This is a genomic window from Pseudomonas sp. FGI182 (assembly GCF_000511325.1).
Lineage (GTDB): Bacteria > Pseudomonadota > Gammaproteobacteria > Pseudomonadales > Pseudomonadaceae > Aquipseudomonas > Aquipseudomonas putida_Z.
This window is the reverse complement of record NZ_CP007012.1, coordinates 70,865-86,402: the sequence shown is the minus strand read 5'-3', so window position 1 is coordinate 86,402 and position 15,538 is coordinate 70,865. Positions and strand designations below refer to the sequence as shown.

The window sequence follows — 15,538 nt, the reverse complement described above, 5'->3', positions numbered from 1 at the left end:
GCGGTCCGGCCGCCCTTTCATCATTGGCCTACAACATTAACTGAAGGTTAATGCGCCGCCTGTAATGGCCCTATCGCAGGCAAGCCGGCTCCCACCTCGAGCGCATCGACCTCAAGCCATATGCAGCATCTGTGGGAGCTGGCTTGCCTGCGATAGGGCCATCACAAGCGGCCGAAGGGCCTCAGTGCAGGCCCTGGATGTAGCTGGCCAGCGCCTCGATGTCGTGGTTGCTCAGCTTGCCGGCGATGGTGCGCATGGTCATGGCATCGCCATCGTTGGTGCGGTTGCCTTCGCGGAAGTCGGTGAGCTGCTTGGTCACGTACTGTGCATGCTGCCCGCCCAGGTGCGGGAAGCCGGCCAGGGCGATACCCGCGCCGTTCGGCGAGTGGCAGCCGGTGCAGGCAGGCATGCCTTTTTCCAGGTCGCCGCCGTTGAACAGCGCCCGGCCACGTTCGACCAGCTTGGGATCGGCCGCGCCCACGCTGCCTTTCTGGCTGGAGAAGTAGGCGGCGATATCGGCCAGGTCCTGGTCGCTGAATGCGGCCAGCATGCCGGTCATCTCCAGCACGGTACGCTTGCCCGACTTGATATCGTGCAATTGTTTTTCGAGATAGCGCTGGCCTTGGCCGGCCAGTTTCGGGAAGTTCGGTGCCAGGCTGTTGCCGTCGGGGTTGTGGCAAGCGCCACAGACGGCCGTCTTGGCCTGGCCGGCGGCGGCATCGCCTTTGACGGGTTGCGCAGCAGTGGCCGCACCTGCGACACCCAAGGTCAACAGCAGACTCACGACTAGTTTGTTCATCAGCTAATCCAACACGGCTAAGGGTGAAATGTTATGTATCGGGACTGCCACTCATCCAAAGGATGACCAAACGGTAGTCCTCGGCACTGCAGTCCATGCACAATCCACGCGGCGGCATAGCCTTGAAACCCTGGGTCACGTGCTTCACCAGTACATCCATGCCTTGCGCCAGCCTTGGCTCCCATGCTGCCCGGTCACCCTGCCTGGGTGCCTGTGGCAACTGCCCGGTGTGACAGGCCGCACACGTGCGGTTGTACAACACCTCGGGATCCTGTGTAGCCTGTGCGCTGAAAAACGGCAGGAACATACCGACAGCAAGCAGCCATTTCGCCATGCGGAACGACCTTCAGGGTTGGGGGCCGCGCTGCGTTCTGTTGCGCGAGCTATTGTTCGACACCCCATGCCCGTTCTCCTTCGCCGGGAGAATGAGCACACAAAAACTGGGGCATTATATACTTCCGCCATCCAAACGGAAACGACACCGCTTGCCAGGCTCGGGCCTATAGAGTCAGGCAACACCCACATCGGATATCCCATGCAAGTCAAGAACCCCATCCTCGGCCTCTGCCAGAAAGCCAAATTCGCCCTCAGCGCTGCCAAGGTCGAACAATGCCCGGACGACCAGGGTTACGAGGTGGCTTTCGCCGGCCGCTCCAACGCCGGCAAATCCAGCGCCCTCAACACCCTGACTCATGCCAGCCTGGCGCGCACCTCGAAAACCCCCGGGCGCACCCAGCTGTTGAATTTCTTCAGTCTGGACGATGAACGGCGTTTGGTCGACCTGCCAGGCTACGGTTATGCAAAAGTCCCGATTCCGCTCAAGCAGCACTGGCAGAAACACCTGGAAGCCTACCTGGGTAGCCGGGAGTGCCTGCGTGGCGTGATCCTGATGATGGACGTGCGCCACCCGATGACCGACTTCGACAAGATGATGCTCGACTGGGCCAAGGCCAGCAGCATGCCGATGCACATCCTGCTGACCAAGGCCGACAAGCTGACCCACGGCGCGGGCAAGAACACTCTGCTCAAGGTGCAGTCGGAAATCCGCAAGGGTTGGGGCGACGGCGTGACCATCCAGCTGTTCTCGGCGCCCAAGCGCCTGGGCGTGGAAGAGGCCTACCGGGTGCTGGCGGACTGGATGGGGCTGGAAGACAAGCCAGTCATTTGAAGGTTTGCTTGTAACCTGTGGGAGCGGGTTTACCCGCGAATGCGGCGGTGCATCCGACATCGCATTCGCGGGTAAACCCGCTCCCACAGGGCTCTCTATTAGCCATAAGTCAAATTCCGGGCAAAAAAAACCCCGGACTTCGTATGGGGAGGGGGAAGTTCGGGGTCCAAGTCCGGACCGCTAGGGCGGGGTCCAGATATCTGCCAACACTTAACACAACATAGGAGCATCGAAAGGCTTCACCAGCCATTCAGTTACTCTGAGTTCCGCTTCACCGGTTTAGTTCCAAAGCCCTGAAAACTATTTGCGATAGTTTCATGAAGCCTCAGCACTACTGGCACTGAGCGGTGCCAGGATCCGCATCCCTACATCACGGATCCTACACAGCTTTCCCCGCCCGATCAGTGAGCTTCGTCCCAATTCGCACCAATTCCCGCCTCGACCAGAAGCGGTACATCCAGCTGCGCGGCCTTGCTCATGTACTGGCGAATTTCATCTTTCACCTGCTCAACCAGGTCCTCGCGCACTTCCAGCACCAGTTCGTCGTGTACCTGCAGGATCACCCGGGCGTCCAGCCCGCTCTCGCTCAACCAGTTATCCACATTGACCATGGCCCGCTTGATGATATCGGCCGCAGTGCCCTGCATCGGGGCGTTGATCGCCGTGCGCTCGGCGCCTTTGCGCAGGGCCGGGTTCTTGGCATTGATATCCGGCAGGTACAGGCGGCGGCCGAACAGGGTTTCGACAAAGCCTTGCTCCGCCGCCTGGGCGCGGGTGCGCTCCATGTAGGCCAGCACGCCCGGGTAGCGGGCGAAGTAGCGGTCGATGTAATCCTGCGACTGCTTGCGGTCGACGCCGATCTGCTTGGCCAGGCCAAAGGCGCTCATGCCGTAGATCAGGCCGAAGTTGATGGCCTTGGCACTGCGGCGCTGGTCGGTGGTGACGTCTTCCAGGGCTACGCCGAACACTTCCGCCGCCGTGGCGCGGTGCACGTCCAGGTCGTTGCGGAAGGCATGCAGCAAGCCTTCGTCCTTGGCCAGGTGGGCCATGATGCGCAACTCGATCTGCGAGTAGTCCGCCGCCAGCAGCTTGTAGCCCGGGCTGGCGACGAAGGCCTGACGGATGCGCCGGCCTTCGGCAGTGCGGATCGGGATGTTCTGCAGGTTCGGGTCGCTGGACGACAGCCGGCCGGTGGCCGCTACCGCCTGCTGGTAGGAGGTGTGGATACGCCCGGTGCGCGGGTTGATCTGCCCCGGCAGCTTGTCGGTGTAGGTGCTCTTGAGCTTGCTCAGGCTGCGGTACTGCATCAGTACCTCCGGCAGCGGGTAGCCTTGCTCGGCCAGTTCGTCGAGCACCGCTTCTGCCGTGGATGGCTGGCCCTTGGTGGTCTTGCTAAGCACCGGCATGCCCAGCTTGTCGTAGAGGATCGCGCCCAGCTGCTTGGGCGAGCCGAGGTTGAACTCCTCACCGGCCAGCTCATAGGCGCGCTGCTCCAGCTCGGCCATCTTCACCCCCAGCTCACCGCTCTGCACCTGCAGCAGCGCGGCATCGACCAGCGCCCCCTGGCGCTCGATCTTGGCCAGCACCGGCACCAGCGGCATCTCGATGTCCATCAGCACCGGCTGCACGCTCGGCGTCTGCGCCAGGCGCGCCTGCAGCGCCTGGTGCAGGCGCAGGGTGATGTCGGCGTCTTCGGCAGCGTAGGGGCCGGCCTTGTCCAGGTGGATCTGGTTGAAGGTCAGCTGCTTGGCGCCCTTGCCGGCGATGTCCTCGAAGGCGATGGTGGTGTGGTCGAGGTACTTCAGCGCCAGGCTGTCCATGTCGTGACGGGTGGCGGTGGAGTTCAGCACGTACGACTCGAGCATGGTGTCGTACGCAACGCCGCGCATTTCGATGGCGGGCGAGCCATTGGCGAGGATGTTGATGTCGTACTTGGCGTTCTGCCCGACCTTGGCCTTGGTCGGGTCTTCCAGCAGAGGCTTCAGCGCCAGCAGCACGGCGGCGCGGTCCAGCTGGACCGGCGCGCCTTCATAGTCGTGGGCCAGCGGCACATAGGCCGCTTCATGCGGCTCGACGGCGAACGACAGGCCGACAAGCTGCGCCTGCTGTGCGTCCAGGCCAGTGGTCTCGGTGTCGAAGGCGAACAGTGGCGCCTGACGCAGCTTCTCCAGCCAGAAGTCGAAACGTTCCTGGTCGAGAATGGTTTCGTAACTGGGCTCGGTCTTGGCCACCGGCTCCGCGATCGGCGCGATGTCGTCACCGGCCTTGGCAGCGTCACGCTGCACCTCGGCGACCCAGCTCTTGAATTCCATCTCGGTGTACAGCGCCAGCAACGCGTCGCGATCAGGCTCGCCGCACACCAGGGCATCTACTTCGATATCCAGGGGCACGTCGACCTTGATAGTAGCCAGCTCATAAGACAGGAACGCCGCGTCGCGGTGCTCTTCCAGCTTGGCCGGCAGGGTCTTGGCGCCGCGAATGGCCAGCGTCGGGACCTTGTCCAGGTTGGCGTACAGGTCGCTGAGGCCGCCGCCGATACCGGTCAGCAGGCCCACCGCGGTTTTTTCGCCCACGCCCGGCACACCGGGGATGTTGTCGACCTTGTCGCCCATCAGCGCCAGGAAGTCGATGATATGTTCCGGGCCGACGCCAAATTTCTCGTGCACGCCAGCCACGTCCAGCACGCTTCCGGTCATGGTGTTGACCAAGGTAATGTGCCCGTCCACCAGCTGCGCCATGTCCTTGTCACCGGTCGAGATGATCACCGGGCGGCCCAGCGCGGCGCTGCTGCGCGCCAGGGTGCCGATCACGTCGTCGGCCTCGACCCCCTCGACGCACAGCAGTGGGTAGCCCAGCGCCTTGACGCTGGCGTGCAGCGGCTCGATCTGCACCCGCAGGTCGTCCGGCATGCTTGGGCGGTTGGCCTTGTATTCGGCGAACATGGCATCGCGGAAGGTGCCACCCTTGGCGTCGAACACCACCGCGAACAGGCTGTCGGGGTATTGCTTGCGCAGGCTCTTGAGCATGTTCAGCACCCCCTTCACCGCGCCGGTCGGCATGCCTTTGGAGGTAGTCAACGGCGGCAGCGCGTGGAAGGCGCGGTACAGGTAGGAGGAACCGTCCACCAGGACGAGGGGCGCTTGGCTCATGAGCAGAATCAACCTTTTCGACGGGTCCGGCGCTAGAATAGCCAGAATCATTGACGACAAAGGGACAAGGTTATCATGCGTACACTCAATCGCCTGTTACTGCTCGGTCTGTTGGCCACCATGCCTGTCGTCACCCTGGCGGCGGACGACGCCCCCTCGGCCGATCCCGAGGTGACCATTCGCACGGAAGGCGACAAAACCATCCAGGAGTACCGGCAGAACGGGTTCCTGTATGCGATCAAGATCACGCCGAAAAACGGCAAGCCTTATTTCCTGGTACGCGCCGATGGCTCTGATGGCAATTTCATTCGATCCGACCAGCCGGACATGCTGATTCCGTCCTGGAAGATCTTCGAGTGGTAATCTGACGCGCACCGTTCACATCAACCCGGCACTTCCCGGCGGAAGTGCCCGTATGGGCAATTTTTCATCATGTCAGTCTTCACCCCCGTGACCCGGCCTGAGCTGGAAACCTTTCTGGCGCCGTACGCGCTGGGTCGTCTGCTCGATTTCCAGGGCATCGCCGCCGGCACAGAGAACAGCAATTTCTTCGTCAGCCTCGAACAGGGGGAGTTCGTCCTGACGCTGATCGAGCGCGGGCCCAGCGAGGACATGCCGTTCTTCATCGAGCTGCTGGACACTTTGCACGCAGCCGACATGCCGGTGCCCTATGCCATACGCGACCGCGACGGCAATGGCCTGCGCGAGCTGTGCGGCAAGCCGGCGCTGCTGCAGCCACGGCTGTCGGGCAAGCACATCAAGGCACCGAACGCCCAGCACTGCGCCCAGGTCGGCGAGCTGCTGGCGCACATTCACCTGGCTACCCGCGAACACATCATCGAGCGCCGCACCGACCGCGGCCTGGACTGGATGCTGGCCTCGGGTGCCGAGCTGCTGCCGCGCCTTACCGCCGAGCAAGCCGCGCTGCTGCAGCCGGCGCTGGATGAAATCAGCGCACACAAGACACAGATCCTGGCCCTGCCACGGGCCAACCTGCACGCCGACCTGTTCCGCGACAACGTGATGTTCGAAGGCACCCACCTGACCGGTGTGATCGACTTCTACAACGCCTGTTCCGGGCCGATGCTGTATGACATCGCCATCACCGTGAACGACTGGTGCCTGGATGAACACGGCGCGATCGATGTGCCACGCGCCCAGGCATTGCTGGCGGCCTATGCGGCGCTGCGGCCGTTCACCGCCGCCGAAGCCGAGCTGTGGCCGGAGATGTTGCGGGTAGGCTGCGTACGCTTCTGGCTGTCGCGCCTGATTGCAGCGGAATCGTTTGCCGGGATGGATGTGATGATCCACGACCCGAGCGAGTTCGAAGTGCGTTTGGCGCAGCGTCAGCAGGTGGCTTTGCACCTGCCGTTCGCCCTCTAGTCCAGCTTCTGCTTCTTCGCGGGCATGCCCGCTCCCACAGGGATAACACAAACCTCAAGGTTGTCGTTGTACCTGTGGGAGCGGGCGTGCCCGCGAAGAGGCCGGTACAGGCTTACAACTGCTCCAGGCACCCAACCAGGTCGCCACCCAGCTTCTCCAGCAAGCGCTCATAGCCCTTGCCATCCACCGGGTCGGTACCGCCCAGGGCATCCAGCTCGGCCAGGCGCACCGGCAGCCCGGCGGTCAAGGTCTCGGCCAGCCGCGGCCGCAGCGGCGGTTCGCTGAACACACAGGTCTTGCCCACTTCCTGCAGGCGCTTGCGCATGGCTGCCACGTGCTGCGCACCCGGCTGCACCTCGGACGCCACGCTGAACACCCCGGTGTGCTTCAGGCCATACTCGGCCTCGAAGTAGTCGAATGCTTCGTGGAACACGAAGTACGGCTTGCCGGCAATCCCGGCCACCCGCGCCTTGATCCGCCCATCCAGTGCGTTCAGGCGTTCGTCGAAGGCCTTGAGGTTGCTCTGGTAGCGCGCCGCATTGGCCGGATCGATCTGCGCCAGGTCAGCCGCCATTTTCGCTGCAATAACCCGCGCGTTGACCGACGATAGCCACAGGTGCGCGTCCAGGCTGCCCGGGCGGTGGTCATGATCATGGTCGTCGTGGTCTTCTTCCTCGTGGGAATGGCTGTCCTCGCCAAAATGCCGCAGCTTCATGCCCGGTAGCGCCTGCACGGCCACCGTGGCCTTGCTGCGATTGCCCAGTACCCGCGGCAGGAAGCCCTCCATGTCCGGGCCGATCCAGTACAGCAGGTCGGCATCGCCCACCCGCCGTACGTCGGACGGGCGCAGCGCGTAGTGGTGCGGCGAAGCACCCGGCGGCAGCAATACCTCGGGGTTGCCAACACCATTCTGCACGGCGGCGGCAATCTGCTGCAGGGGTTTGATACTGGTCAGCACGCGCACGTCGGCCTGGGCGGAAAATGCGATGAAAGCGACAAAAAGGACTAGGAATCGGGACACGGTGAATACTCGAGTCGTCAGAAACAGGTAACATAATAACGTCTCCATCCAGAACCGTCGCTGCCCATGTCCATCACGCCGCTGGCCAACCGTCCTCACGATCATTCCCATTGCGTACACAGCGCACTGGCTGAAGCCGACGCCTTGTGCACCCGCCAGGGCCTGCGCCTGACCGCGCTGCGCCGTCGAGTGCTGGAACTGGTGTGGCAAAGCCACAAGCCGCTGGGCGCCTACGATATCCTCGCCGTGCTCAGTGAGCAGGACGGCCGCCGCGCCGCGCCCCCCACGGTGTACCGTGCGCTGGACTTCCTGCTGGAAAACGGCCTGGTGCACCGCATCGCCTCGCTCAACGCCTTCATCGGCTGCAGCCACCCGGAACACCTGCACCAGGGTCAGTTCCTGATCTGCCGGGCCTGCCATGTGGCCATCGAGCTGGAACAGGACAGTATCAGCGACGCCATCATCAGCAGCGCCAAGGGCGTGGGCTTCACGGTCGAGACCCAGACGGTGGAAGTGGTCGGCCTGTGCAGCAATTGCCGGAGCGCGGCATGAGCGATGCACTGATCCGCCTGGAGCAGGTCGGCGTCACCTTCGGTGGCGAGGCGGTGCTCGACAGCATTGACCTGTCGGTCGCACCTGGCCAGATCGTCACCCTGATCGGCCCGAACGGCGCGGGCAAGACCACCCTGGTGCGCGCCGTGCTCGGCCTGCTCAAGCCGCACCGCGGCAAGGTATGGCGCAAGCCGAAACTGCGCATCGGCTACATGCCGCAAAAGATCCAGGTCGATGCCACGCTGCCGCTGTCGGTGTTGCGCTTCCTGCGCCTGGTGCCCGGTGTAGACCGCGCGGCAGCCTTGTCGGCGTTGCAGGAAGTGGGTGCCGAGCAGGTCATCGACAGCCCGATCCAGACCATTTCCGGCGGCGAGATGCAGCGCGTGCTGCTGGCCCGCGCCCTGCTGCGCGAACCCCAGCTACTGGTGCTCGACGAGCCGGTGCAGGGCGTAGACGTGGTCGGCCAGACCGAGCTGTACAACCTCATTACCCGCCTGCGCGACCGCCACGGCTGCGGCGTGCTGATGGTTTCCCACGACCTGCACCTGGTGATGAGCGCCACCGACCAGGTGGTATGCCTGAACCGCCACGTGTGCTGTTCGGGCCACCCCGAGCAGGTAAGCGGCGACCCGGCATTCGTCGAGCTGTTCGGCCAGACCGCTGCACCCAGCCTGGCCATCTACCACCACCATCACGACCACAGCCACGACCTGCACGGCTCGGTGGTCGCCCCTGGCACCCATGTTCACGGAGCGCACTGCAAGCATGGCTGATTTTCTTCTCTACGCCCTGCTTGCCGGTTTGTCCCTGGCGCTGGTGGCCGGCCCACTGGGATCCTTCGTGGTGTGGCGGCGCATGGCCTATTTTGGCGACACCCTGTCCCACGCCGCCCTGCTCGGCGTGGCCCTGGGCTTTGCCCTGGACGTCAGCCCGGCGCTGGCGGTAACCGTGGGCTGCCTGTTGCTGGCGATCTTGCTGGTGACCTTGCAGCAACGCCAGCCGCTGGCCTCCGATACCCTGCTCGGCATCCTCGCCCCCAGCACCTTGTCGCTGGGCCTGGTAGTGCTGAGCTTCATGCATGACGTACGCATCGACCTGATGGCGTACCTGTTCGGCGACCTGCTGGCCATCAGCACCACCGACCTGGCCTGGATCCTCGGCGGCAGCGCGCTGGTGTTGCTGCTGCTCGCTGCGCTGTGGCGGCCATTGCTGGCAGTCACCGTGCACGAAGAGCTGGCCATGGTCGAAGGCCTGCCAGTGGCCGGGCTGCGCATGGCGCTGATGCTGCTGATCGCGGTGGTGATTGCCGTGGCCATGAAGATCGTCGGCGTGCTGCTGATCACCTCGCTGCTGATCATTCCTGCCGCTGCGGCGCAACGTCACGCCCGCTCTCCCGAGCAGATGGCCCTGGGCGCCAGCCTGCTCGGCGTGACCGCGGTATGCGGCGGCCTGGCCATGTCCTGGTTCAAGGACACCCCCGCCGGCCCGTCGATCGTGGTCTGCGCGGCGGTGCTATTCTTGCTGAGCCTGGCCCTGCCAAAACGCTGAAAAACAGGGCGCGTGAAGGCGCGCCCTGCAACCTTTTCGCACGTAAAGGGTCTGTAAGACTTGTTTTCGAGCGTGCGCACCTGGGTGTAGACTTGCTCGCTTTTTGCGCAAATAGAGAGTCGCAGGAATGAAGCCGTTCGCCTCCCGTTATCTGCTTGTTGCCGCGTTTTCCCTGTTCCTGGCTGCGTGTTCCAGCGCGCCGGTCGAACAGGCCACCGCACCTGCCCAAGCCGATGCCTGGCAGCAGTTGCAACAGAACATCGCCAGCAACGAGCTGGCCACCGCCGAAGACCAGCTGGCAGCCTTGCAGGCCCAGGCGCCGGACGACGCGCGCCTGGAGCAATACCAGCGCCAGCTTGCCGAAGCCTACCTGCAACGCAGCCAGATCTTCCTGCAGAAGGGTGATGTGAACGCTGCCGCCACCGCCCTGGCCCGTGCCCGCGCGCTGATGCCGCAGGCCCCGGCAGTGACTGGTGGCGATACCGTGACCCAGGCGCGCAAAGCCGAGCTGGAGAAGGCTGAAGCGGCGCTGAAAGCGGCCGAGGCCAAGCCCAAGGCGCGCATCATCGACCCGGCTGCACCGAGCACCGTCGTGGCCTTGAAGACTACCGACAGCCGCGCCATGCGTCGCCAGCTGGATGACATTGCCGCCGATGTGGTGAGCTACCAGTGCGACGTGGTGTTCCAGGTGCCGCGCACCGAGGATGCGCCTTGGCTGAAGACCTTGCTGGAGAAGCGCGTGCGCAAGATCGACAGCGGGTTCGAGTTGAAGCAGAAGCATGAGATTCAGCGGTCGTTGCCGGCGCAGGTAGTTCTGGTTCCGCATCAGCGTTAAGAATCTGGGGGCGCTGCGCGCCCCTTTCGCGACACAAGGCCGCTCCTACAAGGGAATGCGATCTCCTGTAGGAGCGGCCTTGTGTCGCGATGGGCTGCAAAGCAGCCCCTTAGGCAGGCACAGCCTCCGCAGCCGCCTCCCGCTCCCACACCCGATGCCCTTCTACCGCTTTGACGAAGGCATCCACGGTCTTCTGCTCATCTCCCAGCAGCAACCCCTTGTCTTCCTTCAGCCCCAAGCTGCCCAAAAGCTCTTTGGTCAACACCATCGCCTTCAGGTGCTTGTAGCCCTCCAGCAGGAAATGCTTGGCCAACCCGCTGGTCGCCAGCGCATCGGTCGAAGCCTTGCCACCCGGCACGACAATTCCGTCGAACATGATCGATGGCATCCCCTCCATGGAAGCATCCACCGGCAGTTGCTTGCCGTGCGCAGCCTTCACCGGTGCTGAGGTCGGCCCCAGGAGCAATGGCCGGGCACTCTGTGCTTCCAGGGCCTTGACCAACTTGTCCACGCTGGCAGCGTCTATGCCATCTGCTACCAGCACGGCAATCTTGCGCCCCTTGATGCCAACCGAACCCGGGTGGTTCATCTGGCTCAGGGCAGGCGACTGCGCAAGCTGGCTTCCCTTCACTTGAACAGTGCCCGCGCTCGGAGCAGGCAAACCGAGGTTGGCAGCAACCGCAGCCGCCAGCTTCAGGTCGATATTGGCGAGAATCTCATTCACTTCCCGAGCACGGATCGTCTCCCGCTCCACCTTGCCCAGTTCAAAGCTGTAAGCCTTGATGATGTGCTGCTGCTCGGTCGGGCTCATGCTCTGGAAGAACAACCGCGCCTGCGAAAAATGGTCGCCGAACGAATCGCTGCGTTGGCGGATCTTGTGTGCATCGATACGCTCCTGGTAGCTCTCGAAGCCGCCATCCTGCGCGGCTGGTGGCGTTTCCTTCGGCCAGCCACCGTCGATGGAATTGGGCTCGTAGGATGCGCGACCTTTGTGAACCACATGCTGATGCAAGGCGTCACGCTGGTTGTTGTGGTTAGGAGCGACGGGGCGGTTGACGGGGATCTGGTGGAAGTTGGGCCCGCCCAGGCGGCTAAGCTGCGTGTCGGTGTAGGAGAACAGCCGCCCCTGCAGCAAGGGGTCGTTGGTAAAGTCGATACCAGGCACGATATGACCCGGGCAGAACGCCACCTGCTCCACTTCAGCAAAGAAGTTGTCCGGGTTGCGATTCAGGATCATCTTGCCCAAAGGTGTAACCGGCACCAGTTCTTCCGGGATGATCTTGGTCGGGTCCAGCAGGTCGAAATCAAATTTGTGCTCGTCGGCTTCCGGCACAATCTGCACACCCAATTCCCATTCAGGGTAATCGCCCGTCTCGATAGCCTCCCACAAGTCGCGACGCTGGAAATCAGCGTCCTTGCCTGCCAGCTTCTGCGCTTCGTCCCATAGCAAGGAGTGCACACCCTGGCGCGGCTTCCAGTGGAATTTGACGAAACTGGCTACGCCCTGGGCGTTGATCAGGCGGAAGGTATGCACCCCGAAACCTTCCATCATCCGCAAGCTGCGCGGGATAGCACGGTCCGACATCGCCCACATGACCATATGGGCCGACTCCGGTACCAGCGAGACGAAATCCCAAAAGGTGTCATGGGCCGAAGCGCCGGTCGGGATCTCGTTGTGCGGCTCTGGCTTTACGGCGTGGACGAAATCCGGGAATTTGATCGCATCCTGGATGAAAAACACCGGCATGTTGTTGCCCACCAGGTCAAAGTTGCCTTCATCGGTGTAGAACTTGACCGCAAAGCCCCTTACGTCACGCACGGTGTCGGCTGAGCCACGCGGGCCCTGTACCGTGGAAAATCGCACGAACACGGGCGTGATTTTCTCCGGGTCCTGCAGGAAGCCCGCCTTGGTCAGTTCGGCGTGGTTGCCATAGCTCTGGAAATAGCCATGCGCCCCCGTCCCTCGCGCATGCACGATGCGCTCAGGGATGCGTTCGTGGTCAAAGTGCGTGATCTTCTCGCGCATGATGAAATCTTCGAGAAGCGAGGGGCCTCGATCTCCGGCCTTCAGCGTGTTCTGGTTGTCAGCGATGCGCACCCCCTGGTTGGTGCGCAGCGCATGACCCGTCGCATCGCTACGGTCAGCCTCCAGGCTCTGTAACTTGGCGTTGGTGTTGGCCCGGTCCGGGGTCTGGGTGCCAGCGGCTTCGCTGTGCTTCGGCGCGTCCGTGTTCTTGCTGGGCATGGTCGGCTCTCCTCGTCAGTCTTCAGGCGTACCCGTTTCGGGCTTGTGCAAGTAGTGACCGGGAGGCTTTGCCGAGCGTTCAATCAGGATTACCGGTTGTCGCGATATGCCCGAAGGATTGGTGCATTACGAAATAAATGCTAAGAACAGCTATGGGAAAAGGCTAAAATGCGCGACCCCAGCCAACCGCTGACCCAAATTCCATGCGCCCCACAAGGTTCGCTACGTGATCGAGTTCCAACAGGTACACAAGACCTACCGCGTCGCCGGTAGGGAAATCCCCGCACTGAATCCGACCAGCCTGACCATCGAAGATGGCCAGGTGTTCGGCCTGATCGGCCATTCCGGCGCCGGCAAGAGCACCATGCTGCGCCTGATCAACCGCCTGGAAGAGCCTTCCGGCGGCAAGATCATCGTCGACGGCGAAGACGTTACCGCGTTCAACGCCAGCCAGCTGCGCGGTTTCCGCCAGCAGGTCGGGATGATTTTCCAGCACTTCAACCTGCTGGCCTCCAAGACCGTCGCCGACAACGTCGCCCTGCCACTGACCCTGGCCGGCGAGCTGTCGCGCAGCGAAATCGACAAGCGCGTGACCGAGCTGCTGGCCCGCGTCGGCCTTTCCGACCACGCCAGAAAGTACCCGGCGCAGCTGTCCGGTGGCCAGAAGCAGCGCGTCGGCATCGCCCGCGCCCTGTCCACCAACCCGAAGATCCTGCTGTGCGACGAGGCCACCAGCGCCCTCGACCCGCAAACCACCGCCTCGGTCCTGCAATTGCTGGCCGAAATCAACCGTGAGCTGAAGCTGACCATCGTGCTGATCACTCACGAAATGGACGTGATCCGCCGGGTCTGCGACCGCGTGGCAGTGATGGACGCCGGCCAGATCGTCGAGCAGGGCTCGGTGGCCGAGGTGTTCCTGCACCCGCAGCACCCCACCACCAAGCGCTTCGTCCAGGAAGACGAGCAGGTCGACGAAGGCGAGCAGCGGGACGACTTCGCCCATGTGCCGGGCCGTATCGTGCGCCTGACCTTCCAGGGCGATGCCACCTACGCGCCGCTGCTGGGCACCGTGGCCCGCGAAACCGGCGTGGACTACAGCATCCTCGCCGGGCGTATCGACCGCATCAAGGATGTCCCCTATGGCCAGCTCACCCTCGCCCTGATCGGCGGTGACATGGAAGCGGCGTTTGCCCGCTTCAAGGCAGCTGACGTACATATGGAGGTACTGCGTTGATGGACGCCCTGAATTTCTTTGCCAACGTCGACTGGGCCGAAATCTGGCTGGCCAGCGTCGACACCATGATCATGCTGTTCGGCTCGCTGTTCTTCACCGTGCTGCTCGGCCTGCCGCTGGGCGTGCTGCTGTTCCTGTGCGGGCCGAAACAGATGTTCGAGCAGAAGGGTGTGTATGCGCTGCTGTCGCTGATCGTCAACATCCTGCGCTCGCTGCCGTTCATCATCCTGCTGATCGTGATGATCCCGATCACCGTGCTGATCACCGGCACTTCGCTGGGCGTTGCCGGCGCCATTCCGCCGCTGGTGGTAGGTGCCACGCCGTTCTTCGCGCGCCTGGTGGAAACCGCCCTGCGTGAAGTGGACCGCGGCATCATCGAAGCCACCCAGTCGATGGGCGCCACCACCCGCCAGATCATCACCAGCGCACTGCTGCCGGAGGCCCGCCCGGGCATCTTCGCGGCCATTACCGTCACCGCCATCACCCTGGTGTCGTACACCGCCATGGCCGGTGTGGTCGGCGCCGGCGGCCTGGGCGACCTGGCCATCCGCTTCGGCTACCAGCGTTTCCAGACCGACGTGATGGTCGTCACCGTGGTGCTGTTGCTGGTACTGGTTCAAGTCCTGCAGAGCGTGGGCGACAAACTGGTCGTGCATTTTTCCCGTAAGTAACCCCAATGGGGTCGGCCCGGCCGACCCGTTCGGGGGCCGTCGCGGCCCTCACAAGGAGTGATCAATGAAGAAGCTGCTTGCTGTTGTCGCCGCTGTCGCGGCCTTCTCGGCCCACGCCGAGTCCCTGACCGTTGCTGCTACCCCGGTACCGCACGCCGAGATCCTCAATTTCGTCAAACCTGCACTGGCGAAAGAGGGGGTGGAGCTGAAGGTCAAGGAATTCACCGACTACATCCAGCCGAACGTGCAGGTGGCCGAAAAGCGCCTGGACGCCAACTTCTTCCAGCACCAGCCGTACCTGGATGAGTTCAACAAGGCCAAGGGCACCAACCTGGTGAGCGTTGCCGGCGTGCACATCGAGCCGCTGGGCGTGTACTCGACCAAGATCAAGAAGCTGGACGAGCTGTCCTCCGGCGCCACCGTGGTCATCCCCAACGACGCCACCAACGGCGGCCGCGCGCTGCTGCTGCTGGACAAGGCCGGTGTGATCAAGCTGAAGGACAACAAGAACATCCTGTCCACCGTGAAGGATGTTGCCGAGAACCCGAAAAGCCTGAAGTTCCGTGAGCTGGAAGCAGCCACCATCCCGCGCGTGCTGACCCAGGTCGATGCTGCCCTGATCAACACCAACTACGCGCTGGAAGCCAAGCTGAACCCGGAGAAAGACGCCTTGGTCATCGAAGGCAGCGACTCGCCTTACGTGAACATCCTGGTTGCCCGCCCGGACAACAAGGACTCGGACGCCATGAAAAAGCTGGCTGCTGCGCTGCACTCGCCTGAGGTGAAGCAGTTCATCAACGAGAAGTACAAAGGCGCTGTGGTTCCGGCGTTCTGATCCGAAATCCCCGGGGCCGCTTTGCGGCCCATTCGCGACGCAAGGCCGCTCCTACATGGGATCGCATTCCCCTGTAGGAGCGGCCTTGTGTCGCGATA

The 15,538-nt window shown here is 63.2% G+C and carries 15 protein-coding genes; 10 read left to right on the top strand and 5 right to left on the bottom strand.

All coding sequences use genetic code 11. From position 1 onward, the window contains the following. Positions 1-181: 181 nt before the first annotated feature. Positions 182-799 (bottom strand): cytochrome c, encoded by a 618-nt coding sequence (locus tag C163_RS00420; protein ID WP_003256951.1) that lies wholly within the window; start codon positions 797-799, stop codon positions 182-184. A 31-nt stretch (positions 800-830) separates the two neighbouring features. Further along, the gene (locus C163_RS00415; protein WP_015268479.1) at positions 831-1,133 is read right to left on the bottom strand and encodes a cytochrome c5 family protein; all 303 of its coding nucleotides are present in this window, start codon (positions 1,131-1,133) and stop codon (positions 831-833) included. A 201-nt stretch (positions 1,134-1,334) separates the two neighbouring features. Between C163_RS00415 and yihA the strand changes: the two genes are divergently transcribed. Continuing rightward, the gene (gene yihA, locus C163_RS00410) at positions 1,335-1,967 is read left to right on the top strand and encodes a ribosome biogenesis GTP-binding protein YihA/YsxC (protein WP_025337224.1); all 633 of its coding nucleotides are present in this window, start codon (positions 1,335-1,337) and stop codon (positions 1,965-1,967) included. A gap of 401 nt (positions 1,968-2,368) precedes the next feature. Here the strand turns inward: yihA and polA are convergent, their stop codons facing one another. Continuing rightward, the gene (gene polA / locus C163_RS00405; RefSeq protein WP_025337223.1) at positions 2,369-5,116 is read right to left on the bottom strand and encodes a DNA polymerase I; all 2,748 of its coding nucleotides are present in this window, start codon (positions 5,114-5,116) and stop codon (positions 2,369-2,371) included. A 75-nt stretch (positions 5,117-5,191) separates the two neighbouring features. Between polA and C163_RS00400 the strand changes: the two genes are divergently transcribed. Both C163_RS00400 and C163_RS00395 read left to right on the top strand, forming a co-directional pair. Next, the gene (locus C163_RS00400; protein WP_013970316.1) at positions 5,192-5,479 is read left to right on the top strand and encodes a DUF2782 domain-containing protein; all 288 of its coding nucleotides are present in this window, start codon (positions 5,192-5,194) and stop codon (positions 5,477-5,479) included. A gap of 69 nt (positions 5,480-5,548) precedes the next feature. Then, positions 5,549-6,499 carry a homoserine kinase gene (locus C163_RS00395; protein ID WP_025337222.1) on the top strand — a complete coding sequence of 317 codons (951 nt, stop codon included), beginning with the start codon at positions 5,549-5,551 and terminating at the stop codon, positions 6,497-6,499. Positions 6,500-6,611: 112 nt separating this feature from the next. Here the strand turns inward: C163_RS00395 and C163_RS00390 are convergent, their stop codons facing one another. Beyond that, positions 6,612-7,568 (bottom strand): zinc ABC transporter substrate-binding protein, encoded by a 957-nt coding sequence (locus C163_RS00390; RefSeq protein WP_049866745.1) that lies wholly within the window; start codon positions 7,566-7,568, stop codon positions 6,612-6,614. 18 nt (positions 7,569-7,586) lie between these two features. Between C163_RS00390 and zur the strand changes: the two genes are divergently transcribed. The 4 genes from zur to C163_RS00370 all read left to right on the top strand — a co-directional run bounded on the left by zur (position 7,587) and on the right by C163_RS00370 (position 10,455). Beyond that, the gene (zur, locus tag C163_RS00385) at positions 7,587-8,072 is read left to right on the top strand and encodes a zinc uptake transcriptional repressor Zur (RefSeq protein WP_025337220.1); all 486 of its coding nucleotides are present in this window, start codon (positions 7,587-7,589) and stop codon (positions 8,070-8,072) included. Continuing rightward, positions 8,069-8,845: a zinc ABC transporter ATP-binding protein ZnuC gene (znuC, locus tag C163_RS00380; RefSeq protein ID WP_025337219.1), complete on the top strand. Its 777-nt coding sequence runs from the start codon at positions 8,069-8,071 to the stop codon at positions 8,843-8,845. The genes zur and znuC overlap by 4 nt, the downstream gene beginning before the upstream one ends. Further along, positions 8,838-9,620: a zinc ABC transporter permease subunit ZnuB gene (gene znuB / locus C163_RS00375; protein ID WP_003253007.1), complete on the top strand. Its 783-nt coding sequence runs from the start codon at positions 8,838-8,840 to the stop codon at positions 9,618-9,620. Before znuC ends, znuB begins: the two co-directional genes overlap by 8 nt. A gap of 127 nt (positions 9,621-9,747) precedes the next feature. Beyond that, a complete protein-coding gene (locus C163_RS00370) occupies positions 9,748-10,455 on the top strand; it encodes a PA5502 family lipoprotein (RefSeq protein WP_025337218.1) in 708 nt (235 codons plus the stop codon). Between the two features lie 109 nt (positions 10,456-10,564). Here C163_RS00370 and katE read toward each other — a convergent pair whose 3' ends face one another. After that, entirely contained in the window at positions 10,565-12,700 is a 2,136-nt protein-coding gene (gene katE / locus C163_RS00365) for a catalase HPII (protein WP_025337217.1), read from the bottom strand. 226 nt (positions 12,701-12,926) lie between these two features. Between katE and C163_RS00360 the strand changes: the two genes are divergently transcribed. From C163_RS00360 to C163_RS00350, 3 genes are all read left to right on the top strand, one after another. Next, the gene (locus tag C163_RS00360; protein ID WP_003256960.1) at positions 12,927-13,934 is read left to right on the top strand and encodes a methionine ABC transporter ATP-binding protein; all 1,008 of its coding nucleotides are present in this window, start codon (positions 12,927-12,929) and stop codon (positions 13,932-13,934) included. Then, positions 13,934-14,605 (top strand): methionine ABC transporter permease, encoded by a 672-nt coding sequence (locus C163_RS00355; RefSeq protein WP_013970307.1) that lies wholly within the window; start codon positions 13,934-13,936, stop codon positions 14,603-14,605. Before C163_RS00360 ends, C163_RS00355 begins: the two co-directional genes overlap by 1 nt. 64 nt (positions 14,606-14,669) lie before the next feature. Beyond that, complete coding sequence (locus tag C163_RS00350) at positions 14,670-15,440, top strand: MetQ/NlpA family ABC transporter substrate-binding protein (RefSeq protein WP_025337216.1); 771 nt, start codon at positions 14,670-14,672, stop codon at positions 15,438-15,440. Positions 15,441-15,538 lie beyond the last annotated feature (98 nt).

Excerpts from the sequence above, each read along its gene's own strand:
- C163_RS00420 (WP_003256951.1), bottom strand. The coding sequence starts at position 799 with ATGAACAAACTAGTCGTGAGTCTGCTGTTGACCTTGGGTGTCGCAGGT.
- C163_RS00415 (WP_015268479.1), bottom strand. The coding sequence starts at position 1,133 with ATGGCGAAATGGCTGCTTGCTGTCGGTATGTTCCTGCCGTTTTTCAGC.
- yihA (WP_025337224.1), top strand. The coding sequence starts at position 1,335 with ATGCAAGTCAAGAACCCCATCCTCGGCCTCTGCCAGAAAGCCAAATTC.
- polA (WP_025337223.1), bottom strand. The coding sequence starts at position 5,116 with ATGAGCCAAGCGCCCCTCGTCCTGGTGGACGGTTCCTCCTACCTGTAC.
- C163_RS00400 (WP_013970316.1), top strand. The coding sequence starts at position 5,192 with ATGCGTACACTCAATCGCCTGTTACTGCTCGGTCTGTTGGCCACCATG.
- C163_RS00395 (WP_025337222.1), top strand. The coding sequence starts at position 5,549 with ATGTCAGTCTTCACCCCCGTGACCCGGCCTGAGCTGGAAACCTTTCTG.
- C163_RS00390 (WP_049866745.1), bottom strand. The coding sequence starts at position 7,568 with ATGGAGACGTTATTATGTTACCTGTTTCTGACGACTCGAGTATTCACC.
- zur (WP_025337220.1), top strand. The coding sequence starts at position 7,587 with ATGTCCATCACGCCGCTGGCCAACCGTCCTCACGATCATTCCCATTGC.
- znuC (WP_025337219.1), top strand. The coding sequence starts at position 8,069 with ATGAGCGATGCACTGATCCGCCTGGAGCAGGTCGGCGTCACCTTCGGT.
- znuB (WP_003253007.1), top strand. The coding sequence starts at position 8,838 with ATGGCTGATTTTCTTCTCTACGCCCTGCTTGCCGGTTTGTCCCTGGCG.
- C163_RS00370 (WP_025337218.1), top strand. The coding sequence starts at position 9,748 with ATGAAGCCGTTCGCCTCCCGTTATCTGCTTGTTGCCGCGTTTTCCCTG.
- katE (WP_025337217.1), bottom strand. The coding sequence starts at position 12,700 with ATGCCCAGCAAGAACACGGACGCGCCGAAGCACAGCGAAGCCGCTGGC.
- C163_RS00355 (WP_013970307.1), top strand. The coding sequence starts at position 13,934 with ATGGACGCCCTGAATTTCTTTGCCAACGTCGACTGGGCCGAAATCTGG.
- C163_RS00350 (WP_025337216.1), top strand. The coding sequence starts at position 14,670 with ATGAAGAAGCTGCTTGCTGTTGTCGCCGCTGTCGCGGCCTTCTCGGCC.